The sequence below is a fragment of the Streptococcus sanguinis genome, assembly GCF_050222175.1.
Taxonomy (GTDB): Bacteria; Bacillota; Bacilli; order Lactobacillales; family Streptococcaceae; genus Streptococcus; species Streptococcus sanguinis_M.
This window is the reverse complement of sequence record NZ_CP071420.1, coordinates 1,812,640-1,838,534: the sequence shown is the minus strand read 5'-3', so window position 1 is coordinate 1,838,534 and position 25,895 is coordinate 1,812,640. Positions and strand designations below refer to the sequence as shown.

The 25,895-nt window shown below is 42.1% G+C and carries 26 protein-coding genes; 24 read left to right on the top strand and 2 right to left on the bottom strand.

Annotation, left to right across the window (positions count from 1 at the left end):
* Positions 1-105: 105 nt before the first annotated feature.
* The 7 genes from J1C91_RS09015 to recG all read left to right on the top strand — a co-directional run bounded on the left by J1C91_RS09015 (position 106) and on the right by recG (position 9,882).
* Positions 106-1,305: an acetate/propionate family kinase gene (locus tag J1C91_RS09015; protein WP_125438326.1), complete on the top strand. Its 1,200-nt coding sequence runs from the start codon at positions 106-108 to the stop codon at positions 1,303-1,305.
* Positions 1,306-1,590: 285 nt separating this feature from the next.
* A complete protein-coding gene (secA, locus tag J1C91_RS09010; RefSeq protein WP_125438323.1) occupies positions 1,591-4,110 on the top strand; it encodes a preprotein translocase subunit SecA in 2,520 nt (839 codons plus the stop codon).
* Between the two features lie 20 nt (positions 4,111-4,130).
* Complete coding sequence (locus J1C91_RS09005) at positions 4,131-5,162, top strand: 3-deoxy-7-phosphoheptulonate synthase (protein WP_009659775.1); 1,032 nt, start codon at positions 4,131-4,133, stop codon at positions 5,160-5,162.
* Between the two features lies 1 nt (position 5,163).
* Positions 5,164-6,195 (top strand): 3-deoxy-7-phosphoheptulonate synthase, encoded by a 1,032-nt coding sequence (locus J1C91_RS09000; RefSeq protein WP_009659751.1) that lies wholly within the window; start codon positions 5,164-5,166, stop codon positions 6,193-6,195.
* Between the two features lie 107 nt (positions 6,196-6,302).
* Positions 6,303-6,665 carry a holo-ACP synthase gene (gene acpS / locus J1C91_RS08995; RefSeq protein WP_002903921.1) on the top strand — a complete coding sequence of 121 codons (363 nt, stop codon included), beginning with the start codon at positions 6,303-6,305 and terminating at the stop codon, positions 6,663-6,665.
* Positions 6,655-7,761 carry an alanine racemase gene (gene alr / locus J1C91_RS08990; protein ID WP_009659698.1) on the top strand — a complete coding sequence of 369 codons (1,107 nt, stop codon included), beginning with the start codon at positions 6,655-6,657 and terminating at the stop codon, positions 7,759-7,761. Before acpS ends, alr begins: the two co-directional genes overlap by 11 nt.
* Before the next feature lie 105 nt (positions 7,762-7,866).
* Entirely contained in the window at positions 7,867-9,882 is a 2,016-nt protein-coding gene (gene recG / locus J1C91_RS08985) for an ATP-dependent DNA helicase RecG (RefSeq protein ID WP_125435118.1), read from the top strand.
* 716 nt (positions 9,883-10,598) lie between these two features.
* Here recG and J1C91_RS08980 read toward each other — a convergent pair.
* Complete coding sequence (locus J1C91_RS08980; protein ID WP_125435120.1) at positions 10,599-11,561, bottom strand: asparaginase; 963 nt, start codon at positions 11,559-11,561, stop codon at positions 10,599-10,601.
* Between the two features lie 180 nt (positions 11,562-11,741).
* Between J1C91_RS08980 and J1C91_RS08975 the strand changes: the two genes are divergently transcribed.
* From J1C91_RS08975 to J1C91_RS08905, 15 genes are all read left to right on the top strand, one after another.
* Complete coding sequence (locus tag J1C91_RS08975; protein WP_125438559.1) at positions 11,742-13,139, top strand: Cof-type HAD-IIB family hydrolase; 1,398 nt, start codon at positions 11,742-11,744, stop codon at positions 13,137-13,139.
* Between the two features lie 89 nt (positions 13,140-13,228).
* Positions 13,229-13,579 (top strand): TIGR04197 family type VII secretion effector, encoded by a 351-nt coding sequence (locus J1C91_RS08970; protein WP_125438320.1) that lies wholly within the window; start codon positions 13,229-13,231, stop codon positions 13,577-13,579.
* Between the two features lie 3 nt (positions 13,580-13,582).
* Complete coding sequence (locus J1C91_RS08965) at positions 13,583-13,930, top strand: DUF3958 family protein (protein WP_125438317.1); 348 nt, start codon at positions 13,583-13,585, stop codon at positions 13,928-13,930.
* 2 nt (positions 13,931-13,932) lie between these two features.
* Positions 13,933-15,708: a hypothetical protein gene (locus J1C91_RS08960; RefSeq protein ID WP_125445301.1), complete on the top strand. Its 1,776-nt coding sequence runs from the start codon at positions 13,933-13,935 to the stop codon at positions 15,706-15,708.
* Between the two features lie 11 nt (positions 15,709-15,719).
* Positions 15,720-16,043: a hypothetical protein gene (locus tag J1C91_RS08955; protein WP_002898147.1), complete on the top strand. Its 324-nt coding sequence runs from the start codon at positions 15,720-15,722 to the stop codon at positions 16,041-16,043.
* Positions 16,044-16,103: 60 nt separating this feature from the next.
* On the top strand, positions 16,104-16,526 hold the full coding sequence (locus tag J1C91_RS08950; protein WP_002910450.1) for a DUF4304 domain-containing protein: 423 nt from the start codon (positions 16,104-16,106) through the stop codon (positions 16,524-16,526).
* Between the two features lie 6 nt (positions 16,527-16,532).
* Positions 16,533-16,961 (top strand): DUF4304 domain-containing protein, encoded by a 429-nt coding sequence (locus J1C91_RS08945; protein ID WP_002898143.1) that lies wholly within the window; start codon positions 16,533-16,535, stop codon positions 16,959-16,961.
* A gap of 180 nt (positions 16,962-17,141) precedes the next feature.
* A complete protein-coding gene (locus tag J1C91_RS08940; RefSeq protein WP_002910448.1) occupies positions 17,142-17,957 on the top strand; it encodes a hypothetical protein in 816 nt (271 codons plus the stop codon).
* 9 nt (positions 17,958-17,966) lie between these two features.
* Positions 17,967-18,611, top strand: coding sequence for a hypothetical protein (locus J1C91_RS08935; protein ID WP_125438311.1), 645 nt, complete (start codon positions 17,967-17,969; stop codon positions 18,609-18,611).
* Positions 18,598-19,032 carry an NADAR family protein gene (locus J1C91_RS08930; RefSeq protein ID WP_002910445.1) on the top strand — a complete coding sequence of 145 codons (435 nt, stop codon included), beginning with the start codon at positions 18,598-18,600 and terminating at the stop codon, positions 19,030-19,032. Before J1C91_RS08935 ends, J1C91_RS08930 begins: the two co-directional genes overlap by 14 nt.
* Positions 19,033-19,231: 199 nt before the next feature.
* Positions 19,232-19,477 carry a hypothetical protein gene (locus J1C91_RS08925; RefSeq protein WP_002910442.1) on the top strand — a complete coding sequence of 82 codons (246 nt, stop codon included), beginning with the start codon at positions 19,232-19,234 and terminating at the stop codon, positions 19,475-19,477.
* Positions 19,478-19,482: 5 nt separating this feature from the next.
* Positions 19,483-19,617, top strand: coding sequence for an EndoU domain-containing protein (locus J1C91_RS08920; RefSeq protein WP_080556616.1), 135 nt, complete (start codon positions 19,483-19,485; stop codon positions 19,615-19,617).
* 22 nt (positions 19,618-19,639) lie between these two features.
* Positions 19,640-20,020, top strand: a complete 381-nt coding sequence (locus tag J1C91_RS08915; protein WP_125342768.1) for a hypothetical protein — start codon at positions 19,640-19,642, stop codon at positions 20,018-20,020.
* Positions 20,021-20,150: 130 nt separating this feature from the next.
* Entirely contained in the window at positions 20,151-20,444 is a 294-nt protein-coding gene (locus J1C91_RS08910; protein ID WP_032912520.1) for a hypothetical protein, read from the top strand.
* 12 nt (positions 20,445-20,456) lie between these two features.
* Positions 20,457-20,756: a hypothetical protein gene (locus tag J1C91_RS08905; RefSeq protein ID WP_002910434.1), complete on the top strand. Its 300-nt coding sequence runs from the start codon at positions 20,457-20,459 to the stop codon at positions 20,754-20,756.
* 204 nt (positions 20,757-20,960) lie between these two features.
* On the opposite strand, the gene J1C91_RS08900 is transcribed toward J1C91_RS08905, so the two are convergent.
* On the bottom strand, positions 20,961-21,413 hold the full coding sequence (locus J1C91_RS08900; protein WP_002896311.1) for a universal stress protein: 453 nt from the start codon (positions 21,411-21,413) through the stop codon (positions 20,961-20,963).
* A 344-nt stretch (positions 21,414-21,757) separates the two neighbouring features.
* On the opposite strand from J1C91_RS08900, the gene J1C91_RS08895 reads away from it, so the two are divergent.
* Positions 21,758-22,972 (top strand): pyridoxal phosphate-dependent aminotransferase, encoded by a 1,215-nt coding sequence (locus J1C91_RS08895; RefSeq protein WP_032912518.1) that lies wholly within the window; start codon positions 21,758-21,760, stop codon positions 22,970-22,972.
* 321 nt (positions 22,973-23,293) lie between these two features.
* Entirely contained in the window at positions 23,294-25,888 is a 2,595-nt protein-coding gene (locus J1C91_RS08890; protein ID WP_080556583.1) for an SEC10/PgrA surface exclusion domain-containing protein, read from the top strand.
* The last annotated feature ends 7 nt before the right edge of the window (positions 25,889-25,895 follow it).

Below are 25,895 nucleotides of genomic sequence, written 5' to 3'. Positions count from 1 at the left end.
CCAGTTGAAGCTAGCTTATTTATCTAACAAGTAGCAATGGAAAATTTCAGTTTTCAAAAAACGTTATTTGAAAAAATCACTGTTTTCATTGCTCAGGAGAAAAATATGTCTAAAAAAATTTTTGCGATTAATGCGGGCAGTTCGTCATTGAAATTTCAACTGCTCAGTATGCCCGACGAAAGCCTTTTGGTGAAAGGGATTTTTGAAAAGATTGGCTTAAAGGAAGGTATTTTTAAAATTGAATTTGAAGGTCAAAAAGAAAAGGAACTGTTGGTTATTCCTTCGCATCAATTTGCCGTGGATTACTTGCTGAACTTTCTTTTGGAGCGGAAGCTGATTGCTTCTCTGGACGAGATAGATGGAGTCGGTCATCGCGTAGCCCATGGCGGAGAATCCTTTGATGATTCTGCTTTGATAGACGAGCAAGTGCTATCCATCATTGAGAAGCTGTCCTTCTTGGCTCCTAGCCATAACCCTGTCAACTTGGTAGGGATTCGAGCTTTCCAAAAGGCCTTGCCGGAGATAGGACAAGTGGCTGTGTTTGATACAGCCTTTCATCAAAGCCTTTCAGAAGCTTATTATCTCTATCCCCTTTCCTGGGATTACTATCATAAATACGGTTTGAGAAAGTATGGTTTCCACGGAACGAGTCACAAGTATATTGCTCAAAAGGTACAGGAGATTTGGGAGGGCCAAGGAGAAGCTGCGGAGCATTTGAAGATTATCAACTGCCATTTGGGCAATGGTGCTAGTATCTGCGCCATTAAAAATGGTCGGTCTGTCAATACTTCGATGGGATTCACGCCCTTGGCTGGCCTGATGATGGGCTCCCGCTCAGGTGATATTGACCCTATGATTATCCCTTTCCTGCTAGAACAGGAAAAATTATCAGCTCAGCAATTAAGTGATGTCCTCAATAAAGAATCAGGCCTGCTGGCTGTCTCCCAACTTAGCAATGATTTAAGAGATGTTTTGGAGGCTTGTGACAGAGGCGATGAAAAAGCTAGTCTAGCAGTCAATATGTTTGTCAACCGTATCGCTCAGACCATTGCAAGCTTCATCACAGATTTAGATGGTCTGGATGCCTTGGTCTTTACCGCTGGAATCGGGGAGAATTCAGCCTTAATCCGCAGCTTGGTCGTTCAAAAGCTCAATTGCTTAGGACTTTCTTTAAATCCGGCAGCTAACGAGCAAGGTCAGCTCTTTATTCAAAATTCTCAGTCTCAGGCTAAAATTCTCATTCTTCCAACCAATGAAGAATTGATGATTGCCCAAGACACCATGCGCTTGCTGGAATTTAAGTAGCCAGAAGAGCGGTAGAGTGTCCAAGGAGTGATAGACACTATCGGAAAAAGGTCTCTTTATCAAAAAAACACTTGTTTATCCTTGTGCTGTTTGGACTCGAAAAGACAGAGTAAAACCTCTGCCTTTTCTTTTTTTAGCCTCTAATCTCCTGCCATCTCCCAGTTCTGTAAGCACAGTCTAATGAAGCTTTTTTGCTTTTTTCATTCTTGAAAGATATAGGAAAACATGCTATAATGAAAAGAACATTCTAAAAATCAGAAAGATTATTATATAGTAAGGAAAAAAATGGCGAATATTTTAAAGACTATCATTGAAAATGATAAAGGTGAATTAAGAAAATTAGAAAAAATGGCTGACAAGGTCTTGGCTTATGAAGACGACATGGCAGCCCTGTCTGATGAAGAACTTCAGGCAAAAACAGAAGAATTCAAGAAACGCTATGCTGATGGCGAAACTTTAGATCAGCTCTTATATGAAGCTTTTGCGGTTGTCCGTGAAGGAGCTAAGCGAGTGTTGGGCCTTTTCCCTTATAAGGTTCAGGTTATGGGAGGGATTGTTCTCCATCATGGTGATGTTCCAGAGATGCGTACCGGTGAAGGAAAAACCTTGACTGCGACAATGCCAGTTTACCTAAATGCCCTTGCAGGAAAAGGTGTGCACGTTGTCACAGTCAATGAATACCTGACTGAGCGTGACGCGACCGAAATGGGTGAACTCTACTCTTGGCTGGGGCTTTCTGTCGGTATTAATCTGGCAGCTAAGTCTCCATCTGAGAAGAAAGAAGCATATGCTTGCGACATTACCTATTCAACCAATGCTGAGATCGGCTTTGACTACCTGCGTGATAACATGGTAGTTCGTGCTGAAAACATGGTGCAGCGCCCACTCAATTATGCCTTGGTCGATGAGGTGGACTCAATCCTGATTGACGAAGCGCGGACACCGTTGATTGTATCAGGACCGGTTTCTTCAGATACCAACCAGCTTTATCATATGGCTGATCACTATGTCAAATCTCTGGATAAGGACGACTACATCATCGATGTTCAGTCTAAGACGATTGGTTTGTCTGACTCAGGTATTGACAAGGCAGAAAGTTACTTCAAGCTGGACAATCTCTATGATATTGAAAATGTTGCCCTGACTCACTTTATCGACAATGCCCTGCGAGCTAACTACATCATGCTCCTTGACATTGACTATGTGGTCAGTGAAGATCAGGAAATTCTGATTGTCGATCAGTTTACCGGTCGGACAATGGAAGGACGTCGTTACTCTGACGGTCTCCACCAAGCGATTGAAGCTAAAGAAGGTGTGCCGATTCAGGAAGAAACAAAGACTTCTGCTTCCATTACTTATCAGAACCTCTTCCGTATGTATAAGAAGCTGTCCGGTATGACAGGTACAGCTAAGACGGAGGAAGAAGAGTTCCGCGAAACATATAACATTCGTGTTATTCCGATTCCAACCAACCGTCCGGTAGCGCGTATTGACCATTCTGACCTGCTCTACCCAAGTATTGAGTCTAAGTTTAAGGCAGTTGTGCAGGATGTTAAAGAACGTCATGAAAAAGGGCAGCCAGTTCTGGTTGGTACTGTTGCGGTTGAGACTAGTGATTATATTTCTAAGAAATTGGTAGAAGCTGGGGTTCCTCACGAAGTTCTTAATGCGAAAAACCACTATAAAGAAGCACAAATTATCATGAACGCCGGCCAACGCGGTGCGGTTACTATTGCGACCAATATGGCCGGACGGGGAACTGACATCAAGTTGGGTGAAGGTGTCCGCGAACTGGGGGGACTCTGCGTTATTGGTACAGAGCGCCATGAAAGTCGCCGGATTGACAATCAGCTGCGCGGACGTTCAGGCCGTCAGGGTGATCCAGGTGAGTCACAATTCTACCTGTCACTGGAAGATGAGCTTATGCGTCGCTTTGGCTCAGAGCGCATTAAAGCCCTCTTGGATCGAATGAATCTTAGTGACGAAGATTCTGTTATCAAGTCTGGCATGCTGACCCGTCAGGTAGAGGCAGCTCAGAAGCGTGTCGAAGGAAATAACTACGATACGCGGAAACAAGTCCTGCAATATGATGATGTGATGCGTGAGCAACGGGAAATTATCTATGCTGAGCGCCACGATGTCATTACTGCTGACCGTGACCTCAGTCCTGAAATCCATGCTATGATTAAACGGACGATCAACCGTATCGTTGATGGTAGCAGCCACTCTGATCAGGATGATAAGATTGAAGCGATTTTAAACTTTGCTAAGTATAACTTAGTTTCAGAAGATTCTATTTCAGACAGCGATTTGGAAGGCAAGTCTGACCAAGAAATCAAAGATTATCTGTTTGAACGTGCATTGGAAGTCTACGACAGTCAGATTGCTAAGCTGCGAGACGAAGAAGCTGTGCGTGAATTCCAGAAGGTCTTGATTCTGCGCGTGGTGGACAGCAAGTGGACTGACCATATCGACGCCCTTGACCAGCTGCGCAATGCTGTTGGACTGCGCGGTTATGCACAAAATAACCCAGTTGTCGAATATCAAGCAGAAAGCTTCCGTATGTTCAACGACATGATTGGTTCTATTGAGTTTGATGTGACTCGTCTGATGATGAAAGCACAGATTCATGAGCAAGAGCGTCCTCGGACAGAGCGGGCTATCAGTACAACAGCTACCCGCAATATCTCTGCTAAGGCGCCAAATATGCCCGAGAATGTAGACCTGTCCAATGTAAAGAGAAATGACCCTTGTCCATGTGGTTCTGGCAAGAAGTTCAAGAACTGTCACGGCCGTAAAAAGTAAGCATAAAAGAAGGAGAATAGATGACCTTTAAAGCAACTAGTCAACCCATTGATGTGGCAGAAGTTCGCCAACTTGCTAAGCTAGAAGGCGACATGCTCGCTCGCAAGGAAAAGCGTGACCGAGAGTTAGAAGCAATTCTGCGTGGTCAAGATGACCGCATTCTCTTGGTTATCGGTCCCTGCTCTTCAGATAACGAAGAAGCGGTGCTAGAGTATGCCAAGCGTCTATCTGCTCTCCAAGAAGAAGTAAAAGACCGCATTTTCATGGTCATGCGGGTTTATACTGCCAAGCCTCGGACGAACGGAGATGGTTACAAAGGGCTTATTCATCAGCCCAATGCGACTGCCGCTCCTAGTCTGATTAACGGCATCAAGGCAGTCCGCAATCTGCACTATCGGGTTATTTCTGAGACAGGCATGACCACAGCTGATGAGATGCTCTATCCAGAAAATCTGCCTCTGGTAGATGATTTGATTTCTTACATGGCTGTCGGAGCTCGCTCGGTCGAAGACCAGCAGCACCGCTTTGTAGCTAGTGGGGCAGATCTGCCAACCGGCTTGAAAAACCCGACTTCTGGGAATCTCAATGTCATGTTTAACGGCATCTATGCAGCTCAGAACAAGCAGAGTTTCCTCTTTTCAGGTAAGGAAGTAGAAACATCTGGCAATCCTTTGGCGCATGCTATCTTGCGTGGTGCCTTGAATGAATACGGTAAGAATATTCCCAACTACTATTATGATAATCTGCTGGATACCATTGCCCAGTACGAAAAAATGGGCTTAGAAAATCCCTTTATCATCATTGACGCCAATCATGATAACTCTGGTAAGCAGTATCTGGAGCAGGTCCGTATCGTTCGCCAGACTCTGATTAACCGTGACTGGAATGAAAAGATTAAGGCTACAGTACGTGGCTTTATGATTGAGTCTTATCTGGAAGACGGTCGTCAGGACGAGCCGGAAGTCTTTGGCAAGTCCATTACTGACCCTTGTCTGGGCTGGGCTAATACAGAACAGCTAGTTCGTGAAATTTATGATACATTAGGAAAATAGTATGGCATTTATTGAAAAAGGTCAGAAGATTGACATTGAGCAGATTAAGTCCAGAACCAGGCTGACTGATCAGGCCTTGGCTCATAAAAATAAGCGAGATCAAGAACTAGCTGAGATTCTCAGTGGGGAAGACGAGCGTATTCTCTTGGTGATTGGTCCTTGCTCATCAGACAATGAAGAGGCTGTGCTGGAGTATGCCCGCCGTTTGTCAGAGCTGCAGAAGAAGGTCGCAGATAAGATTTTTATCGTCATGCGGGTCTATACTGCTAAGCCGCGGACCAATGGGGATGGTTATAAGGGCTTGGTTCACCAGCCGGATACTTCTAAAGCTCCTAGTCTTATCAATGGTTTGCAGGCAGTTCGTCAGCTGCACTACCGCGTCATTACAGAGACTGGTCTGACGACGGCTGATGAGATGCTCTATCCGTCCAATCTTGTGCTGGTGGACGACTTGGTAAGCTATCATGCTGTGGGTGCTCGCTCAGTTGAAGACCAGGAGCACCGCTTTGTGGCGTCAGGTATTGACGCTCCAGTCGGCATGAAGAATCCAACTTCTGGTAATCTGGGAGTTATGTTTAACGCTGTCTATGCGGCACAAAATAAGCAGACTTTCCTTTTTCATGGCCAGGAAGTAGAAACCTCTGGAAATCCTTTGGCTCATGTTATTCTGCGTGGGGCAACCAATGAATACGGTAAGAACATTCCAAATTTCTACTATGAAAATATGCTGGATGCCATTTCCTACTATGAAAAGATGGGCTTGGAGAATCCTTTCATCGTCATTGACACCAATCACGATAACTCTGGCAAGCAGTATCTGGATCAGATTAGGATTGTGCGTCAGACCTTGCTTAATCGGGATTGGAACGAAAAGATTAAGAGAGCGGTTCGTGGTTTTATGATTGAATCTTATCTGGAAGACGGTCGGCAAAATGAGCCTGAAGTCTTTGGTAAATCTATCACTGACCCTTGCCTGGGCTGGGACAATACTGTTCAGCTTATTGAAGAAATTTACAACACTTTAGATAAATAAGGAAAATTGAAAGGGACAGTCTTGACCTGTAAAGAGGACTAACTGTCGGGTGAAGACGAACTCAGCTGGCGGCCCAGCTGAGTTTTGTCGCCTTTCCAGAGAATGATATGATAAAAGGACACGGAATTGACATAGAAGAACTGGCTGCCATTGAGCGAGCCTATCTGAAAAATGCCCGTTTTGCAAAGAAGGTGCTGACCGAGGCGGAGCTTTCTCGTTTTGAGGAGTTATCCGGCAAGCGGAAAATCGAATTTCTAGCTGGCCGTTGGGCTGCCAAGGAGGCTTTTTCTAAAGCTTGGGGAACTGGTATCGGTAAGCTCAGGTTTCAGGACTTGGAGATTTTAAACGACCGTCAGGGAGCACCTTTTTTCAGCCGTTCACCTTTTGCTGGCAAGGTTTGGATTTCGATCAGCCATGCTGCTGGCCTAGTTACAGCCAGCGTTATTTTGGAGGAAAATGATGAAAGCTAGTCTGCATAGACCCAGCAAGGCAGTGATTGATTTAGCTGCTATTGCTTTTAATATTAGACAATTGAGTACCCATCTGCCTCAGACGACAGAGAAGTGGGCTGTCGCCAAGGCAAATGCTTATGGCCACGGAGCTATTGAGGTTTCTAGGCACATTGAGCCCCTTGTAGATGGCTTTTGTGTGTCTAATATCGATGAAGCTTTGGAGCTGCGCTCAGCTGGCATTGGCAAAAAAATTCTGGTGCTAGGAGTATCAAATCTGTCTGCGCTCCCGCTGGCTAGAAAGGGAAAGGTCTCTCTGACTGTAGCCAGTCTGGAGTGGTTGGATTTAGCTTTAGCTGCGGAAAAAGACTTAACAGGATTGAAGTTTCATATCAAGATTGACTCTGGTATGGGGCGGATTGGTTTTCGAGATAGTCAGGAAGCTCAGGAGGCAATCCATCGCTTGCAGGCTGCTGGGGCTGTCGCGGAGGGAATTTTTACCCACTTTGCAACGGCAGATGAAGCGGAGCACCATAAGTTTGAAGCCCAGCTGACTCGTTTTCATCAGATCTTATCTGAGCTGGACAGTGTTCCTCCTCTCGTTCACGCTAGTAATTCTGCTACCTCTCTCTGGCACAGTGAGACTGTTCTAAATGCCGTCCGGCTGGGTGACATCATTTATGGCCTCAACCCTAGCGGAACTGTTTTAGAACTTCCTTATGAATTCAAGCCAGCTCTGTCGCTGGTCTCAGAATTGGTGCATGTCAAGGAAGTTGAGGCTGGAGCAGATGTTGGCTATGGAGCCACCTACACCAGTAAGTCTCAAGAGTGGATTGGCACTATTCCTTTGGGTTATGCAGATGGCTGGACGCGCGATATGCAGGGCTTTGATATCTTGATTGATGGTCAGCGTTGTCCGATTGTCGGCCGCGTTTCCATGGACCAAATTACAGTGCGCCTGCCTCAGGCTTATCCCCTTGGCACGCCGGTTGTGTTGATTGGAAATAGCGGAGCGGAGACCATTACGGTGACAGATGTGGCAGAAAAGCGTGGCACCATTAACTATGAGGTAGTTTGCTTGATTAGCGACCGTGTACCGAGGGTATATAAAGACTAAGAAGATTAATGCAGGGAACCGCTTGAAGTATTTGATAATGCTCTAGCTTGGTCACCCTGTCTGTGATGCCAGCATCGCAGCAGTATCAGAACTGAAAGAGGAATTATGAATTTACACCAACCTTTGACGGTTCTGCCTGGTGTGGGACCGAAATCAGCAGAAAAATTTGCTAAGCTGGGTCTAGAGACCTTGCAGGATTTACTGCTTTATTTTCCTTTTCGTTATGAGGATTTTAAGAGTAAGAATGTCCTAGACTTGGAGGATGGAGAAAAGGCGGTTGTTTCTGGTCAGGTCGTAACCCCGGCCAATGTCCAGTATTACGGCTACAAACGCAACCGCCTGCGCTTTACCATCAAGCAGGGAGAAGTCGCTCTGGCAGTTAATTTCTTTAACCAGCCTTATCTGGCGGACAAGATTGAAGTAGGAGCGAATATAGCCGTCTTTGGCAAGTGGGACAAAGCCAAGGCCAGTCTGACTGGCATGAAACTGCTGGCTCAGGTAGAGGACGACTTGCAGCCTGTCTATCGGCTGGCTCAGGGAATTAGTCAGGCCAGTCTGGTCAAGCTGATTAAGACTGCCTTTGACCAAGGACTGGACTTGCTCTTAGAGGAAAATCTGCCCCAGCCCCTGTTGGAACGCTACCAGCTAGTGAGCAGAGTTGAGGCTGTGCGGGCTATGCATTTTCCAAAGGATTTGGCGGACTACAAGCAGGCTTTGAGGCGGGTCAAATTTGAAGAACTCTTTTATTTCCAAATGCAGCTGCAGGTCTTAAAGAGAGAAACCAAGGCTGTCAGCAATGGATTGAAGATTGATTGGCAGTTGGATGCTGTGGCCGAGAAAAAGAAGAGCTTACCTTTTGAACTGACTTCAGCTCAGGAGCGCAGTCTGACAGAGATTTTGCAGGATTTGCGATCGCCTGGCCACATGAATCGCCTGCTGCAGGGCGATGTGGGAAGCGGAAAGACAGTAGTCGCTGGTCTGGCTATGTATGCTGTTTATACAGCTGGCTTTCAGTCAGCTCTGATGGTTCCAACAGAAATTTTGGCTGAGCAGCATTTTGACAGCCTAGCTCAGCTATTTCCAGAATTGAATCTGGCCCTGCTAACTGGTGGGATGAAAGCAACAGAACGCAGAGAAACCTTGGCAGCGATTGAAAACGGTCAGGTGGACATGATTGTCGGAACCCATGCCCTGATTCAGGAAGGAGTCCGTTACCATGCATTGGGCTTGGTCATTATTGACGAGCAGCATCGCTTTGGGGTGGAGCAGCGCCGGATTTTACGGGAAAAGGGAGACAATCCTGATGTCCTCATGATGACGGCGACGCCTATTCCCAGAACCCTTGCAATTACAGCATTTGGTGATATGGATGTATCTATTATTGACCAGATGCCTGCGGGACGCAAGCCTATTATCACCCGCTGGGTCAAGCATGAGCAGCTGGAAGTCGTCCTGGACTGGCTGAAAAAAGAGCTCCACAAGGGCGCTCAGGTCTACTTTATTTCTCCTTTGATTGAGGAATCAGAAGCGCTGGATCTTAAGAATGCCATTGCCTTAGAAGAAGAACTGACAGCCTATTTTGAACAGCAGGCCAAAGTGGCTCTGCTTCATGGCAAGATGAAGAGTGAGGAAAAAGAGGCGATTATGCAGGACTTCAAGGAAGGACAGACTGATATTCTGGTCTCTACCACGGTCATTGAGGTCGGAGTCAACGTCCCTAATGCTACGGTGATGGTCATCATGGATGCGGACCGCTTTGGACTCAGCCAGCTTCATCAGCTAAGAGGCCGTGTTGGCCGAGGGAGCAAGCAGTCTTATGCCGTCCTTGTTGCCAATCCTAAGACGGAGTCGGGCAAGCGCCGCATGAAAATCATGACTGAGACGACCGACGGTTTCCTGCTGGCTGAGGAGGATCTGAAAATGCGAGGCTCTGGAGAAATCTTTGGCACTCGGCAGTCTGGTATTCCTGAGTTTCAAGTGGCAGACATCGTAGAAGATTATCCGATTTTAGAAGAAGCCAGAAAGGTTGCCAGCCAGATTACAGCTGATCCGAACTGGCGGACAGATCCTAATTGGCACTTGATTGCTCTTCATTTGGACAAGAAAGATTACCTAGATTAAGAGTTCTTTGGATTAAGTTTCCTGCAAGTTATTTATAAGTAGGCTTTAAGTTTGAGGGATTATACTATTGTCATATCAAAGAAGGAGGTAGGACCAATGACAATGTAAACATCCCTTAAAATCCTGTAACCAAAGCTTGAAGATTAGAAGACCTGCGAGGTATGAGCCACTCAAAGAATAAGAATAATTTAGAATTTTTTCATCATAAATCTCCTAACAAATCACAAGCTTCACCCAATCGGTGAAGTTTTTTTTGTATTTGGTTGAAAAGACTTGTTCGTTTCAAATAGTAGATAGGGATTGCTGCCGGATTTCTTTGACTATAAGCTTTCCCTAAGAAATCTATAAGAGATTCTTAAGTTTAGGGCTGTATCCTTATATCCAAGTAAGAACAAAAAGATTAGGGACCAAACTTGAGGTCAAACACTCCAAGAGATTCGTTTTTGCTCTTAAAGAATGAATGATAAGCGAGGTAAAAGTTATGAAAGTTACAATCAAAGTCCACTATCCGAAGACATTTAAGCAAGCTCAGAAAATGGAGGTGACCTATGGTAAGTGATTATATTTTTGAAATTCTAGAGTCTCTGTTTGAGGTTATCTTCTAAGTCCAGCGATTCAATGAAGTTTGCCCAGCTTTAGAATACGAAAGAGTCAAAAAAGTGCTAAGCAGTCTTAGCACTTTTTGATTTAAAAAACATAAATAGGAACTTTTTCTCTCAGCCTTCCATATAATCTCGGAGTTCTTGACCTTTGAGTCCAGCATTCAGGGCGATGAGCAGTTTGATTCTGGCTTTTTGGGCATTGAGCTCCTTGACGAAGAAGATACCAGCCTGGTGCAGTTGAACGCCACCTCCTTCATAAGCATAGACTGGCTCAGCAATCCCGTTGAAGCAGCGAGAGACCAGAGCGATTGGCAGTCCGGCTGCTATCATATCAGCCAGCTTGTCAGCTACTTCCTTGGGGAGGTTGCCAGCACCGAATGCTTCTATGATGAGGCCGTCTATCTTGTCTAAATCCAGCATGTCCAGAAGATCTGTCTTCATACCGGCATAAGCTGGAATGATGGGCACCAGACCAGAAATGCTGTTCAAGTCAAAGCGGACCCGAGGCTCTGCTGTTTTAAAGTAGAGAATTTCCTGCTTCATAATCAAGCCAAGCGGTCCGTGAGTCGGCGTTTGGAAGGTGCTGACATTGGTCGTGTGGGTTTTGGTTACATACTTGGCAGCATGTGCCTCATCATTCATAACGACAAGCACGCCTTTATCACTGGCTTTTTCATCACTAGCTACCCGCAGGGCTGTCAGGTAGTTATAGACTCCGTCACTCCCCAGCTCATTGGAACTGCGCATAGCTCCTGTCAGAACGACCGGAATCTTTGGCAGCTGCATAGTATCCAGAAAGTAAGCCGTCTCTTCTAAAGTGTCTGTCCCATGAGTAATGACTACTCCGTCAAATTGGTCAGCACTGGCTTTGATTTTCTGGTAAAGTTTGAGCATGTGCTGGGGCGTGATATGAGGACTGGGAATATTAAAAAAGTCAACGGCTTCCGTCTCAATCCCCTCAAGCGGAACAGTCACATGGTTCATAGGGTTATCAGCATTGGTAACGACAGCCCCAGAGCCGTCAGCCTGCATGGAAATGGTTCCTCCTGTGTGCAGGACCAAGATTTTCTTTGTCATAAATCCTTTTTCTCCTTGTAGTCATGATGCAGATTCGAAAACTTACATTCTGTTTTCATAGAGTTTTCAATCCTGTTGCATAGGTATTACTCCAGCTTTTCTTTTCTGCAATTCATGTGATTGTATGTCATTTTTGTGTTATAATTTATTGTATCATAAAAGGAAAGAATGAGAAAATCAATGGAAGTAAAGGCCGTCTTTTTTGATATTGATGGGACACTGGTCAATGACAGTCGAACGGTTTTGAAATCTACAGAAAAGGCTATTCAGAGTTTAAAGGAGCAAGGAATATTAGTCGGTTTGGCAACCGGCCGCGGTCCTTTCTTTGTCAAACCTTTTATGGAGCAATTGGACTTAGACTTTGCTGTGACCTATAATGGCCAATACATTTTTTCAAGAGACAGGGTAATTTCTGCCAGTCCTATTGACAAGCAGAGTTTGCGGAATTTAATCGCCTATGCTAAGAAGCATCGGAAAGAAATTTCCTTGGGGACGGCTGAGGCTATGCTGGGCTCCAAGATTATGTCCTTCGGCATGAGCCCTTTCTCCCAGTGGACTAGCCGCTTCATCCCTAAGCGAATGGCGCGAACAGTCAGTCATGGATTTAATAAGGTCATCAGCAAGGCCTTGCCCCAGCATGAAAAGGATCTTCTACAGCTGATACAAGAGCCGATTTACCAAGCATTGATTTTGGCCAGCCCGGAAGAAAGCCGTAAGATTGAAGCAGACTTTCCTGATTTGAAATTTACCCGCAGTAGCCCCTATGCGGTCGATATTATCAATAAAGACACGTCTAAGCTAGAGGGGATTCGCCGAGTAGGCAAGGAATATGGCTTTGACATTCATCAGGTCATGGCCTTCGGTGACTCTGACAATGACTTGGAAATGTTATCAGGAGTTGGTCTTTCCATTGCTATGGGAAATGGAACCAGCTCGGTCAAGGAAGTGGCCAAGCACACAACTAGTAGCAATAGTCAGGATGGGATTCATAAGGCTCTGGAGCATTTTGGCATCTTAGCGAGGGAAAAGGTCTTTACCAGCAGCGACCATCACTTTAATAAGGTTAAAGAGTTCCATAGTGTTATGGATGAAAGCACTCAGGAAGAGCCAATTGCTTGGTCGCCTCAGGACGCTCGCTATCGGGCAGGCTTCAAGCTAGAAGAGCTGGTCGAGTTTCTGCGAGCAGCTAGTAACTCAGAGGAAGACTTTGATAGCTCTGTAGCCTATCTCCATCAGGCTCTTGACAAGGCTGCCGACAAGGTTCGCTCCAAGAGTCAGGCTGAGGTTTCTCTAGTCGGTCAGGTGGATGCCTTGATTGATACTCTATACTTCACTTATGGCAGTTTTGTCCTGATGGGAGTGGATCCAGAGCAGCTGTTCGATATTGTCCATCGGGCTAATATGGGCAAAATTTTCCCAGATGGAAAAGCTCACTTTGACCCCGTTACCCATAAAATTCTCAAACCAGATGATTGGGAAGAAAAATACGCTCCCGAAGGAGCTATCAAAGAAGAACTGGAACGACAGATTCAGGCCTACCAGCGTACCTTAGAGCAGAAAGAAGAAAACAAAGAATAAATACTTTAAGAGCAGACTGTTTCTTGGAAATTTTTTGCTCTTTTTTTATTTTATGGTACAATAAGAAAAAAATGTAGAGGAGAGGACGGATGGATCAATACCAAGTTAAGAGCGACCTATCAACAGCAGCCCGACATGCGACGGCAATCGGAGATGCAAATTTCCTGCAGATGATGGCTATTACTCGAGATTCGCAGACAACTGTTGCTGGAAATTCTAATGCAAATGCAGGGATTTCAAATGTTGAGAACCTACAAGGGCAGCTCGGGGCACACATTACAAGTATTATTCAGAATGTTCATAGTGTAGCAGCAGAGTTTGAGGATAAGGATGCTATGATTCGTCAAAGTCTGACTACTAACTATTTACCGCCTAAAAAGGAACCGACAGTCACTAAAAAAGATTTAGGTCTGAGTACCTTGACTGCTTTGGAGGAATAATCAATGCAGGAAGATAAGCGATGGACTGCCTTGTTGGCCAAGGAGCGGAGGCTTGCTGATCATGAATGGGAACTCTATCAAAAGTTGGGACAGGCAAAAGCTCAAGAAGAAGATGTATTATGTCAGTTGGATTCTATGGGGACGTGGTTTCATGATCTGTCTTATGATTTCGAAGGAAGCCGATATTACAGTAAGATAGCAGATTGTCAGCTAGATTTTTCTCATCGAAGCAGACAGCTAAAGCTTGATATAGAGGATCAGATACAAAAACTGCGGAAAGATCATCAAAACGCAGAAAATCAACTAGAGGAAGTCTACAAAGAGAAGTGTACTTTAGCTAGCGAGGAGTAAAGATGAGTATTGATATGTATCTAGAAGCTGCGCGAACGCAGGCTGAAAGCCTTGGTCGAGCGGTTGAACAATGTTTGGGGCAGAATCTTAAACTAATAAGCGTTTTATCAGCTTTTCATAATGAGGATGAACTAAAAGGTAAAGCGTATGATTCTGCCAAAAATCATGTTGTCGGAACGGTCATCCCGATTGTTCAGGGAGTCATTCTCTATCAGGAAGCGATAGCCGTAGCTTGTCAAAATTTTGTTAGTAACTACACGGCAGAAGTAGACGGCAAGAGCTGGCGCCAATCAGAACTGGAAGAGAAAATTCGTTTTGCAGAACAGCAACTGGCAGAGTTGGAACGCAAATCGCAACTCTATGCAAATAATAAAGGTATGTCTATTGTGGATTTCAGTGCTTCCATCGCTGTTGCAGAAAGTGCTAGGCAAGTCTTTCAAGAAATTTTGGATAATTTGCTTGCTTTTAATGAGAGTTCGCCAACTATCTTCGTGGAAGCAGAGACTTATTTAGTAGCCGCATCTACTGGCCTGTCTCAGGCAGCACAGAGCTGGGATGCATCTACTCAGACTTATCTTCCTCCTCGCCGAGATGCTGATCTCAGCTGGAAAGGTACCATCAATACCGGATGGACTAAGCGGCAGGAGAGAATAGAGGAGACGAAGAGTCAACAGTCTTTCGTGAAATATATTGACGAATTGTCATTTTCCGAGATGGAAGAGCGGTACGGTAAACTTATCAGTGAGTACGAAAGCTATCTCAATACTGGTTATAATTTTCCTCAAAGAGCCGATTTGACTGCAGAACAAATTAATTATATTTATTCTCGATATCAGTATTTGAGAGCAGGGGGAGGTGCGATATATATTGAAAGTGAAAGTTCAAAAAAAATGAAGGCAAATCTTCTAGCATCTGATAAAGAAGAAGTAGATGGTATGTCGTTAGTTGAGCTAGCGGATAAGTATCCAGAATTTTTACGTGGAAGAATAAGTATCGAATTTGACTATATCTTCATGTCAGATGAGGAAAAAGCAAAGAAAGATTATAGTTATGTTCGCTTCAACCAATTAATGAACGCTGAACCGATTGATTGGCGTGATCCAGATTACGCTGCAAAGCGGAATAAATATATTCTTGAAACAGGAAAAAATCCAAGTACTAATGAACCGGCTACAGAAGCTGAAATCATCACAGCAAAAAACTACGGATGGGTCAAAGCTATTCCAGATACGGTTGCTTGGACAGATATGATGGTTGGATCTTATGTGGGGCATCAAGTCTACAATGGGAAGCCTGTTTATGGAATTGATACAAATTTTGCAGGTGAGTTAAGGAATCCAATCGTAAGTAGTCAGACAGTTTTTGGTCCTCAACTTCCATCAAAGAATTGGACACTAGAATTGCCGAAAGTTGAAACTAAGACAATTATGGGAAGTCAGTCGATGGTGTCGGAGATTAATCCAGGAGGGAATACTGATGCTCCTGCTATAAACACTGGAGGCGTAGAAGTTTCCAATAATTTGAAGTTTAATTTGAATGATATAGATAGCTTTGATAACGCGAATATTAAAAGTGTTGAAGCTTTTTTAGACAATGAACTTCAAGGTTATAGGAAAGCGCCTTTGAAAAGGGGCGATGGAGTGAGATATTATGACGGTAAAGGAAATTCATGGCAATTAAATTATGGATATGAGAATGCGACAGATAATATACATGGAAAGCCATATTTGAAGACTACCTATAATGGGGAAATTGTTAGAATTCCATTACAAAAATAAAGGAAATTAAGATGGATAAAATAGATTTAATTGAATTACTACAATCATTTTTAGAAGAAGATGCAATAGTGAGTAGAATATTTTCATACTTTTGCCTAAAGAAAAATTATAACATTGCTTTATTGAATGATATTATCTCAATTGGATTGAGAGAGAATATACTTATTATTATTAATTCTAGCGATGAGCAAATTGAATACGACCGTATTGAATGGAAAAAAGATAATACTTATCAGGAAGTGGTTTTTAGAAATCCAGAAAAATATGTTCCAGTTTTGTTTTCAGAAGCTATTTTAATTCCTGAGCCTTTCTCACAATTTTTAAAGTCTTGTTGAGTGAATTGTATTTATGAAAGATAAGGGTGTCTTAGATACTTACTAATAAAGAGGTAAATTATGAACAAAACAGAATTCAAAAAAATTGTTGGCGAAATTTTGAAATCACATAGTTTTGCTTATGAAAATAAATATTATACATTTGAAAATACTGATTTAAAGGTATTTATTGGCTTTCAAAAATCTAACTTTGAGAACTCTTTCTATATCAATTACGGCTTTTTAATCAAAGGCATTTATGATGGGAAATTACCTCTATATAAACAAGGTTTGGAAGACTTTGGTGGTAGATTTGTTTATCAGAACCTAGATAGCTATAATCTAGAGAAGATAACCTCAGAAAGTTTAGTGGCTTCTATTAATAGTAATATCAAAATGTTGATTCATCCTGCCTTTGATGATGGACTAGCAAACTATTTTGAGTTGTACCCTCACTTCAAGTTTCTTTGTAAAAAACGTGTGAAAGAATATCTGGGCTTCTAATTTTTAATGAATAATACAGAATTCAAAAAAATTGTTGGCGAAACTTTGAAATCACAAAATTTTGCTTATGAAAATAAATATTATACATTTGAAAATACTGATTTAAAGGTATTTGTTGGCTTTCAAAAATCTAACTTTGAGAACTCTTTTTATATCAATTACGGCTTTTTTATAAAAAAGCTTCATGAAAAATTAGAGAAGTTGAGTCATGGCTTTGGAGATTTTGGAGGTCGCTTTGTTTACAATGATAACGACAAAATGCTTGGAGATTATAAACTATCTGATCTGACGAAGGAAAGTCTTTCAGAGAATACAGAGAAGTTTATTAAACCAGCCTTTGAGAAAGGGATTGATGACTATTTGGAAATGTATCCTCACTTAAAACGAAGACTTCCTTTGACAGTAAAGGAATATTTAGATTCCGCCTACAAATGAACAAAGCAGAATTCAAAAAAATTGTTAGTGAAACTTTAAAATCACAGGATTTTGCTTATGAAAATAAATGGAAGAAAAAATGCACAGAGGGGAAGATACTTTTCCTGTGATTTTAGAAGATTAATCTAGTATAAAGAATTTAGGGTAGGATGCTTTCCTTGCCCTTTTCGTATCATTGATTTGTTAAGCAAACACGATCCTAACTTCGAGCAAAAACGTTTTGAGTATATCGCTGAAATGGGCCTTGATCCAGTCACAGGCAAAGAGGCTGATGAGGAACTCCTGAATTATGCCACAAACTATACCAGGTACGCACCGAGTATAAAAGCGGGTTATGACTTCCTAATGGTAAGTGCAGCAGCTTGGAGTACTCGGGCTTATAATAAGGATTTACAAATACAAAGGGCTGATACCCAGATTAATGAGTATTATCAGATTAAGGATGCGGTAAGGACTCAGAGCGTGGTGCCGGCTGCTAAAGTGAATACTAGAGCTTTTACTGAAAAAACTGTTCCGGATTTTGTAACTCGAAACGATAACAATTTCTATGATACTCGAAATTATAAAGGAAACCCTAAAGCTTATATCAATGAGGATGGTTATCTAGTGTCAGTAAATCCTGAGGGAGATCTTCCTATCCATTCTCAAATACGAGGTGGTAATTCTGATCGTACACCTTATATTTCAACAACAGATCCAGAATTCAGTACAACTCCCAAAAATTATGGATCAGATAGGATAAGGATTGATTCCAAGCAAATTCAGCATGATATTGAGACAGGAAAACTTAAAAACGTAGAAGTTATAACACACCAAGAAATAGTTGACCATTTGCAAAAACGAGTTGTCCAAGCACAAGTGAGATATAATAAAAATCCAAATGATATAAATACGAGAAGGCTAAATGATGCTAAAAAAGATTTATTCAATACTAAACGTGATGGGGAAGTATTGATAAAAGGAAGTATTCCACCCGAATATTTTACTTTTGAATAAGGAGAAAAAATGACTAGAGAAGAACTTGATAATCTATTTTACAAAGTCCCTAATGGTGTAGACTACGCAGACTTGCTTGAAGAAGTTGACTTAGAAGATGTGCCAGAAGAAACGATTAACAAACTTATCTCTTTATTATCTAGCGATGATGATTTTTTGCGCTATAAAGCTTCTAGGCTTTTAACTATTTGGGGGCTGAAAGAAGGTTTTGATGTGTTGACTCAGATGTTTGTTGAAGGGAAATTGGAAGGCTACATTCCTCATCGGCTATATAGTTATGATGATACAAATCGAATTATATTAGATGCTCTTACTAGCTATTGGGCTAATCAATCAGATATTGGCAATGGTGATAAAGCAAGGCAAGACATATTCCCTTATGTCTGCAAAATTATAGAGCAGGCGGAAAAAGGTTATTATGATCTTTCATATTTTTACTATCTAGTTGAAGATAATGGCTTTTCTGAATATATCCCTTACCTAAAGCACTTTCTATCTGTTATTATGGATAAGCCAGAAGATAATTATTGGCGAATTCATGATACTTTGAAACTGTTTTTAGAGATAGAACCTGATTATGTGGAAAAACTTCTGGAGGAGAAGGATAAAACACTAGCTGATTTCGGATTGGAGGAAGAGAATGAAGGAAATTAAATTCTATAAGGTAAACGATGCTTACGGTTATATGTCCAATTTTGCTCCTTATCCTTTTTCGGATGGAAATAAAATCTGGCCTACATCGGAACATTATTTCCAGGCTCAGAAATTCTTGGTTCCAGAAATTCAGGAAAAAATTCGCCTGCTGGAGTCACCTATGGATGCTGCTTTGGAGGGACGCAATCGCCATAATCCGTTACGAAAGGACTGGGAAGATGTCAAGGATGATATTATGCGTTATGCTGTTCGTGAGAAATTCCGTCAAAACACAGTAATTATGGAAGATTTATTAGAGACTGGAGATAGTATCATCATTGAACATACGAAAAATGATAGCTACTGGGCTGATGGTGGCGATGGTACAGGAAAAAATATGCTGGGGAAAATTCTGATGGAAGTACGGGCAGAACTTCGTTAAATACAAACTACTAACAAAGACAATCTATTCAGTTAGGTTTTAAATTCCCCTAGTTCAGTCTGTAAAGATAAAAAAATCCCGATAAATAGATATATATGTGTTTGTTGTCGTAAAAAGTGAAAGGGCGAGATAAATCTTTTGCCCTTTTCCTCTAAGTTTAGAGCTGATTAGCCGCTATTTCACAGATAGTCTGCAGGTTTTGGGTTTAGCTATTCAAGGAGCGACGCAGCTTAGTCAGGTATTGGTAGGCAGTGAGGGTAATTACTCTACTGATGGCATAGATATGAGTTGGTCTGCTAAGATGAAGGCTCAAGAGATTCAGACTGTTTCAAAGAGTGATTGTCGGACACCACAAGAACATGCTATAGACAAGGCTGTCAATGATATGAAGTTATCCGGTGCTGCTGAAATCTATTATCGAAGTAAGCTCGCAGAGAATCTGTAGATACCATTAATGAGGCATATTCTAATAAAGTTTTAGCTTATGGAAACACATACATTGGAAAAAGTCATAATGGATTAAAGATTGGAATGTATATAAGAGAATCTGATGGAAAGATTATATCAGCATTCCCAATGGAGTAAAATGAGTTTAGAGGTAAGGTTAATGGAGAGAACATATTCAGTTTTGGTTTTTGGAAATGAAGAAAATGATATAATGTTAATTTTGAAGTTTACTGATCAAAAATTTCAATCATTGTCAGACTTTTTAAATTCTGAGGTTCATAATTTTTACACCCATATTCAAAAAGAATTAGAGGCAGTTGTTACTGGTCAAAAAGAAGAATCAGACTTTGGCGGTAATATGCTAAATATTGATATAGGTAAAGAAGAAACAGAAGTATACTATCAAATGGATGATGAAAGTCTTGGGGAACCTTGCTTTATTTCAACTGATGAACTATATAAATTGGTTTTAGAGTGGAAAGAAATGGAAGAAAAAATGCATAGAGGGGAAGATATTTTTCCTGTGATTTTAGAAGATTGATATAGTATAAAGAATTTTAGGGTAGGATGCTTTCCTTGCCCTTTTCGTCTCGTAGATTTGTTAAGCAAACACGATCCTAACTTCGAGTAAAAACGTTTTGAATATGACTCTAGGACAGGAAAATATTAGTATGTTAGAAACAGTTTTAAAAGCAATTGATGATTTGTTATCAATAATTGACAGATATAAGATTAAAAACGTTCATCCGCAAGTAGAGGATTTAAAATATTTAAAAAAATCTTTGAATACCAATGACGAGCTAAGTACAAGGGAAAAATTTACTCTTTATCAAGAACTTTTTCCACCACGCGGTGGTTTATCAGATATTCATTATTGGCATAACGACTTTGGAACAAGAAAAACAGTTAATGAAGTCATATCAGATTCAACGAAAACAATTGCTGATTATTTGCTGGAACAGTAACAAAATAATTTAATGGTGAATATTCTTAAAAAAATTAAAACTAAAGCCTATAAAAATAATGATTTAATAAATAATATAGATTTAAATCCAATTGTGTCTTATCACATAATAAGAGAAGTCGTTGATAGTGATATCTGTGATGTTGATGTTATAAATAAACTAAAAGAAATTTCAGTCAGACTTTCGATGGAAGATTCAGTTTTAGGTCCAATTTGTTTGGAGCATATGTCCTTAGCCGCATTAAGAAAATTAGGGATTGACTTAAGAGAAACAAAAAATAGTTCAGCTATTTCTGATTACGACTGGGGATAGTTGATAAATTTTATCACGAAAATGGGTGGTGAGTATATAAATTATTTTTTCAAACATGGAAATCAATTTAATAATTTACAGTCTAATTCTAAAAAATATTTGCAAAATGTAAACGAAGTCTTCAGAAATGGAATACAGATTAAGATAGATAAAAATACCTCGCATAAACGAAAAACTAGAGCAGTCATTGAACTGCTCTAGTTTTTATAAAGTCTTTTCTGGGTCTCTGACCACCAGCAAGTCAACCTTGGCGTGGCGCAGGATATATTCGGAGGAAGAACCGACTAGCAGCCGTTCAAAGGCATTGAGACCGGTAGCACCAACCATAATCAGATCTACCTTGTGCTCTTCTGGGATATCTGTAGCCAAGAGAGTCTTAGGATTGCCCATCTCAATGACAATGTCAACATATTTGATACCGGATTTTTGAGCCTTTTCTTTCAACTCAGCTGTCAGCTTTTTGGCATCTTCCTGCAAGTCCTCGTAGACATCTGCATCAAAGGTTGAGACACTTTGCAAAGCCCGGGTGTCAATGACGTGGGCGATAGTGAGACGAGAGCCGTTTCGGAGAGCTACGTTAACACCTTTTTCAAAAGCTAGTTCGGATTCGTGAGAACCATCCACAGCAACCATAATGTTTTCATATTTCTGAGTCATAGAGCTACCTCCTCTAAAATGGTCGGCAAAGGACGTCGCATCATTCACAGAATGATTGGGCTGACCAAAAATCAATCAGTCCATAACGTCCGAGTGATTTGCAACTATTTTCTTGTTTCTATTGTAACCCTTTTCAGAAAAAAAGTAAAGATAAAATGGAAATGCTGTCAGAAAATTGCAAGCAGAAAAAGATTCCTTTACTTTGAGGGGTTAGAAAAGGAATAGTGCTCTTTATCTTATAAATCGCTTCATAATCGCGTGAAAAGTGAGCTTATTTTTTTGTTGTCAATCGCTTTTTCTGGTGGTATAATGATAACATTCTGATGAATAGAGGAAAAATAAGAATGAAAGAATTTGACAAGTCCAGCAAGCTGGAACATGTTGCCTATGATATTCGCGGTCCGGTTTTGGATGAAGCTATGCGCATGCGGGCCAATGGTGAAAAGATTCTCCGCCTCAATACAGGGAATCCGGCTGAATTTGGTTTTACCGCTCCGGATGAGGTCATTCATGATTTGATTATGAATGCGCGTGACAGTGAGGGCTACTCTGACTCCAAGGGAATTTTTTCAGCCCGTAAGGCCATTATGCAATATTGCCAGCTTAAGAATTTTCCTAATGTAGATATTGATGACATTTATCTGGGAAATGGTGTCAGCGAGCTGATTGTCATGTCCATGCAGGGATTGCTGGATGACGGGGACGAGGTGCTGGTACCGATGCCAGACTACCCACTCTGGACGGCTGCAGTCAGTCTGGCTGGTGGGAATGCTGTTCACTATGTTTGTGATGAGCAGTCAGAATGGTATCCAGATATTGACGATATCAAGTCAAAAATCACATCTAATACCAAAGCTATCATTATCATCAACCCTAATAATCCAACAGGAGCACTTTACCCTAAGGAACTGCTGCTGGAAATTGTGGAAATTGCTCGCCAGAACAATCTCATTATCTTTGCGGATGAAATTTATGACCGCATGGTGATGGACGGCAATGTCCATACGTCTGTAGCTAGTCTGGCTCCTGATATCTTCTGTGTCAGTATGAATGGTCTTTCTAAGTCGCACCGAATCGCAGGCTTCCGTGTTGGCTGGATGGTATTATCTGGACCTAAGCACCATGTTAAGGGGTATATCGAAGGGTTAAACATGCTCTCCAACATGCGCCTGTGCTCCAATGTCTTGGCTCAGCAAGTCGTCCAAACCTCACTTGGCGGTCACCAATCTGTGGATGAACTGCTTTTGCCAGGTGGTCGTATCTATGAGCAGCGTAATTTCATCTATCAGGCTATTCAGGACATCCCGGGACTGTCAGCTGTAAAACCTAAAGCTGGTCTCTATATTTTCCCGAAAATTGACCGGAACATGTATCATATCGACGATGATGAGCAGTTTGTGCTCAATTTCCTCAAGCAGGAAAAAGTCCTTCTCGTCCATGGACGAGGCTTTAACTGGAAGGACCCAGATCATTTCCGAATCGTTTATCTGCCTCGAGTAGATGAGTTAGCTCAAATCCAAGAAAAAATGACGCGCTTCTTGCGCCAATATCGCCGTTAATAAGCGGATGCTACAAAAAGGCTGGACAAAGTTCCGGCCTTTTTCTTATCAATCTTACATATTTTTTAGTTTTATGGCTGTCTTTGAATTGCAAAAATAAAAAAATTAAGATGCTCTGGAAATTGAATTTGAGGTCGATTGGTAAAAATTATAGGTGGTTTTACCGACATTTTTTAGGATTTTGTCCAACATTTTTTATGTATCTGTCCAAAAATGCTTAAAAAAATGTGTTAGCGTCTTCCTTCCAGAAGACAAACATGGTAGAATGTGTTTGTCAATGTTTTTAACAATGATGAAAAAGTGGAGGAGATTATATTGACAATGAAAAAGACACTTAGTGCTTTTTCTGTCAGTGCAGCGGCATTGTCTTTGGTGCTCGCAGAAGGAGTTCAGGCTGATCAATTAGTTGATAATCAGTCTTATTCTGATGCGCCCGTTAGTCAAAGCCAACCACAGGCAGAAAACACACAAAAGGATGAATCTGTTTCGAAAGAACAGGTAGATGCTGCTCAGGCTCTTGTACAAGAAGCCGACAGCAATGTTGCACAAGGGAAAGCTGATTTGGCTCAAGCTCAAGCAAATACTGCTGCCGCTCAAAGTCAGGTCGAGCAAGCACAAGCTGAAGCTAACCGGGCACAGGAGGCAGCTGATAAAGCTGGTCCGGAAGCTATTGAAACAGCTAAGCAAGAAGAGAGCAATCAAAAAGCTCAAGTGGACAGCAACAAGTCAGAATTGGCTAAAGCTGACCAAGCAACTAAGACGGCTGAAGCTGAGCGCGATGCCCAGGCAGCCAAGACTAAAGAAGCTCAAGAGCAAGCGAAAACTCAAGAAGGACGTCTTGCTAAAGCTCAAAATGACGTGAAGGAAGCTCAGGCCAACCTAAGTGGGGACGCTACAGCTAAAGCAGAAAAAAATGTGAAAGCAGCCCAAGACAAGGTGGCAGCTGACCAGTCTGCTGTTGAAACAGCTCAAGCAAAAGTAGCTACAGCTCGTCAGACTGACAGTCAGAAGCAGGCTGAGGTTGCAAAAGCTCAGACCAACCAGACTCAAGCTAAGACGGCTCGTGATGCTTCTCAAAAGAACTTGCAGGAAAAAACTGCTGCGACTGAGAAGACACAGTCAGACTTGAACCAAGCTCAACAGGCTTTGCAAAAGGCTCAAGCTGGAAAAATTACTACTGAAGCTTCTAGCAATAAAAACCGTGTGTCTATGACGCCGGAATACATTGCAGCCTTGAGAGAGCTAATCGCACCGAATTTATCAAAGCAAAAAACTAATGAGATTCAAAATAGACTGGCTGCACTTAATGCCAGTGCTAAGGCTCTCAATCGTTATGTAGCAGATCCTACAGATAGCAAAGCTTTGATTGATACCAACAATATTCCACAGAATGTTCGTCAGGAACTTTCACAGTTTGCTTCAGAACTCATCAACCAGTTGCGTGCTCAGATGGGAACAGGCGAAGTAGTTGTGACACCGTCTTCAATTGATTTCGCTGATAAGGTGGCGACAGAATACCGCAAAGACAACTGGAACTGGGATTTGATGGAGAAATACCATCACGATGCTAAAGCAATTAACCGCGTAGCGCGTGAATATGGTTTAATGACCACAAGTGCTGAGCAAGAGAGCAAAGGTCTCCAGTATTATGAAAACGCTTATATTTGGAGAGAAAAAGCTGGCCAAATGAGTGTGGCTGAAATGAAGAGACGAATCTATGATTCCGTTGTTGAATTCATGTTTAATGGCTATGAATGGCTGCATGCTACATCTATCTCTGGTCTCAATACTGGTCGTCAGAAAAACTATCTGGGTGTTGATTTCTCAATGGAAAGCGACATCACTATGGCTCATTTCACTATGGTGTCAGAAGATCAGGTCAAATATGCCAGCAAAAAGAACTTCAATGACAGCCCGATTACAGGCAAAGCTGCAACAGCAAAAGTAGATCCGCAGGAAGTAGCTCAGGCTCAAACTGCCTATGACGCTGCCTTCAAGGCTAATCAACTGGCTCTGGCATCTAAAGGAGTTGCTCAAACCACTTACAATCGGAAGGCTGCAGCTCTAGAACAAGCCAACCAGCAACTGGCTCAGGCCCAAGCTCAAGCAGGTGAGTCAGCAACTGCTCAGGCTCAAGCAGCTCTTGCTGCAGCTCAAGAGAAGTTGGCAGCTGATCAAGCGGCTTTAGCAGTAGCACAAGTAGCCCTGCAAAACTCAAACTTGGATGACAAGACTAAAGCAGAAAAATTAACTCAGGCCCAAGAAGCTCTGACTGCTGTTCAAGCGACAGTTGCCGCAGCTCAAGAAGCTCTAAAAACTGAATCAGATAAGTTGGCTCAGCTAGACGCAGCTTTGAATGCAGCAAAAGAAAGAAAGACTACTCTTGAAAAAGCTGTTACAGATGCTGAAGCAGCTTTGCAAATGGCTAAAGAGTCATTGTCAAATCTTGAAAATGCAGAAGAAAACTTGGAACAAGCTAAAACTAAACTAGCCGCAGTTCAGGCTGCTTACCAAGCAGCTCTTACAGCCCAAACAGATCAAGAAGCAAAAGTAGCAGTTTTAACTGCAGTTCAAGCACAAGCTAAGGCGACATACGACTTGCTAGCTCAAACATATGCTGAGCAAAATAAGGAAGAAGATATTCGTTATTACCAATCTGTTTTGGCTCACACAGAGGAGCGTTTCGCTCGCTCTCCGCTTACTGGACAAGCAGGAGATCCTCAGCATACAGCTCTTGGAACTACTGGAAATGCTGGAAGTGCTGGAAGTGCTAGCCCTGGAAATCATAAGCAGGCAGCTGCTTCAGGTCATGCCTTGCCTAAGACAGGGGAAAACTCTTCTTGGCTCATTTTTGCAGGCCAAATGCTTCTGCTCATGGCTATGAAATTATTCTACAAGAAACGTTCTCTTGATTAGAAAGAAC

Excerpts from the sequence above, each read along its gene's own strand:
- J1C91_RS09015 (WP_125438326.1), top strand. The coding sequence starts at position 106 with ATGTCTAAAAAAATTTTTGCGATTAATGCGGGCAGTTCGTCATTGAAA.
- secA (WP_125438323.1), top strand. The coding sequence starts at position 1,591 with ATGGCGAATATTTTAAAGACTATCATTGAAAATGATAAAGGTGAATTA.
- J1C91_RS09005 (WP_009659775.1), top strand. The coding sequence starts at position 4,131 with ATGACCTTTAAAGCAACTAGTCAACCCATTGATGTGGCAGAAGTTCGC.
- J1C91_RS09000 (WP_009659751.1), top strand. The coding sequence starts at position 5,164 with ATGGCATTTATTGAAAAAGGTCAGAAGATTGACATTGAGCAGATTAAG.
- acpS (WP_002903921.1), top strand. The coding sequence starts at position 6,303 with ATGATAAAAGGACACGGAATTGACATAGAAGAACTGGCTGCCATTGAG.
- alr (WP_009659698.1), top strand. The coding sequence starts at position 6,655 with ATGAAAGCTAGTCTGCATAGACCCAGCAAGGCAGTGATTGATTTAGCT.
- recG (WP_125435118.1), top strand. The coding sequence starts at position 7,867 with ATGAATTTACACCAACCTTTGACGGTTCTGCCTGGTGTGGGACCGAAA.
- J1C91_RS08980 (WP_125435120.1), bottom strand. The coding sequence starts at position 11,561 with ATGACAAAGAAAATCTTGGTCCTGCACACAGGAGGAACCATTTCCATG.
- J1C91_RS08975 (WP_125438559.1), top strand. The coding sequence starts at position 11,742 with ATGGAAGTAAAGGCCGTCTTTTTTGATATTGATGGGACACTGGTCAAT.
- J1C91_RS08970 (WP_125438320.1), top strand. The coding sequence starts at position 13,229 with ATGGATCAATACCAAGTTAAGAGCGACCTATCAACAGCAGCCCGACAT.
- J1C91_RS08965 (WP_125438317.1), top strand. The coding sequence starts at position 13,583 with ATGCAGGAAGATAAGCGATGGACTGCCTTGTTGGCCAAGGAGCGGAGG.
- J1C91_RS08960 (WP_125445301.1), top strand. The coding sequence starts at position 13,933 with ATGAGTATTGATATGTATCTAGAAGCTGCGCGAACGCAGGCTGAAAGC.
- J1C91_RS08955 (WP_002898147.1), top strand. The coding sequence starts at position 15,720 with ATGGATAAAATAGATTTAATTGAATTACTACAATCATTTTTAGAAGAA.
- J1C91_RS08950 (WP_002910450.1), top strand. The coding sequence starts at position 16,104 with ATGAACAAAACAGAATTCAAAAAAATTGTTGGCGAAATTTTGAAATCA.
- J1C91_RS08945 (WP_002898143.1), top strand. The coding sequence starts at position 16,533 with ATGAATAATACAGAATTCAAAAAAATTGTTGGCGAAACTTTGAAATCA.
- J1C91_RS08935 (WP_125438311.1), top strand. The coding sequence starts at position 17,967 with ATGACTAGAGAAGAACTTGATAATCTATTTTACAAAGTCCCTAATGGT.
- J1C91_RS08930 (WP_002910445.1), top strand. The coding sequence starts at position 18,598 with ATGAAGGAAATTAAATTCTATAAGGTAAACGATGCTTACGGTTATATG.
- J1C91_RS08915 (WP_125342768.1), top strand. The coding sequence starts at position 19,640 with ATGGAGAGAACATATTCAGTTTTGGTTTTTGGAAATGAAGAAAATGAT.
- J1C91_RS08910 (WP_032912520.1), top strand. The coding sequence starts at position 20,151 with ATGTTAGAAACAGTTTTAAAAGCAATTGATGATTTGTTATCAATAATT.
- J1C91_RS08905 (WP_002910434.1), top strand. The coding sequence starts at position 20,457 with ATGGTGAATATTCTTAAAAAAATTAAAACTAAAGCCTATAAAAATAAT.
- J1C91_RS08900 (WP_002896311.1), bottom strand. The coding sequence starts at position 21,413 with ATGACTCAGAAATATGAAAACATTATGGTTGCTGTGGATGGTTCTCAC.
- J1C91_RS08895 (WP_032912518.1), top strand. The coding sequence starts at position 21,758 with ATGAAAGAATTTGACAAGTCCAGCAAGCTGGAACATGTTGCCTATGAT.
- J1C91_RS08890 (WP_080556583.1), top strand. The coding sequence starts at position 23,294 with ATGAAAAAGACACTTAGTGCTTTTTCTGTCAGTGCAGCGGCATTGTCT.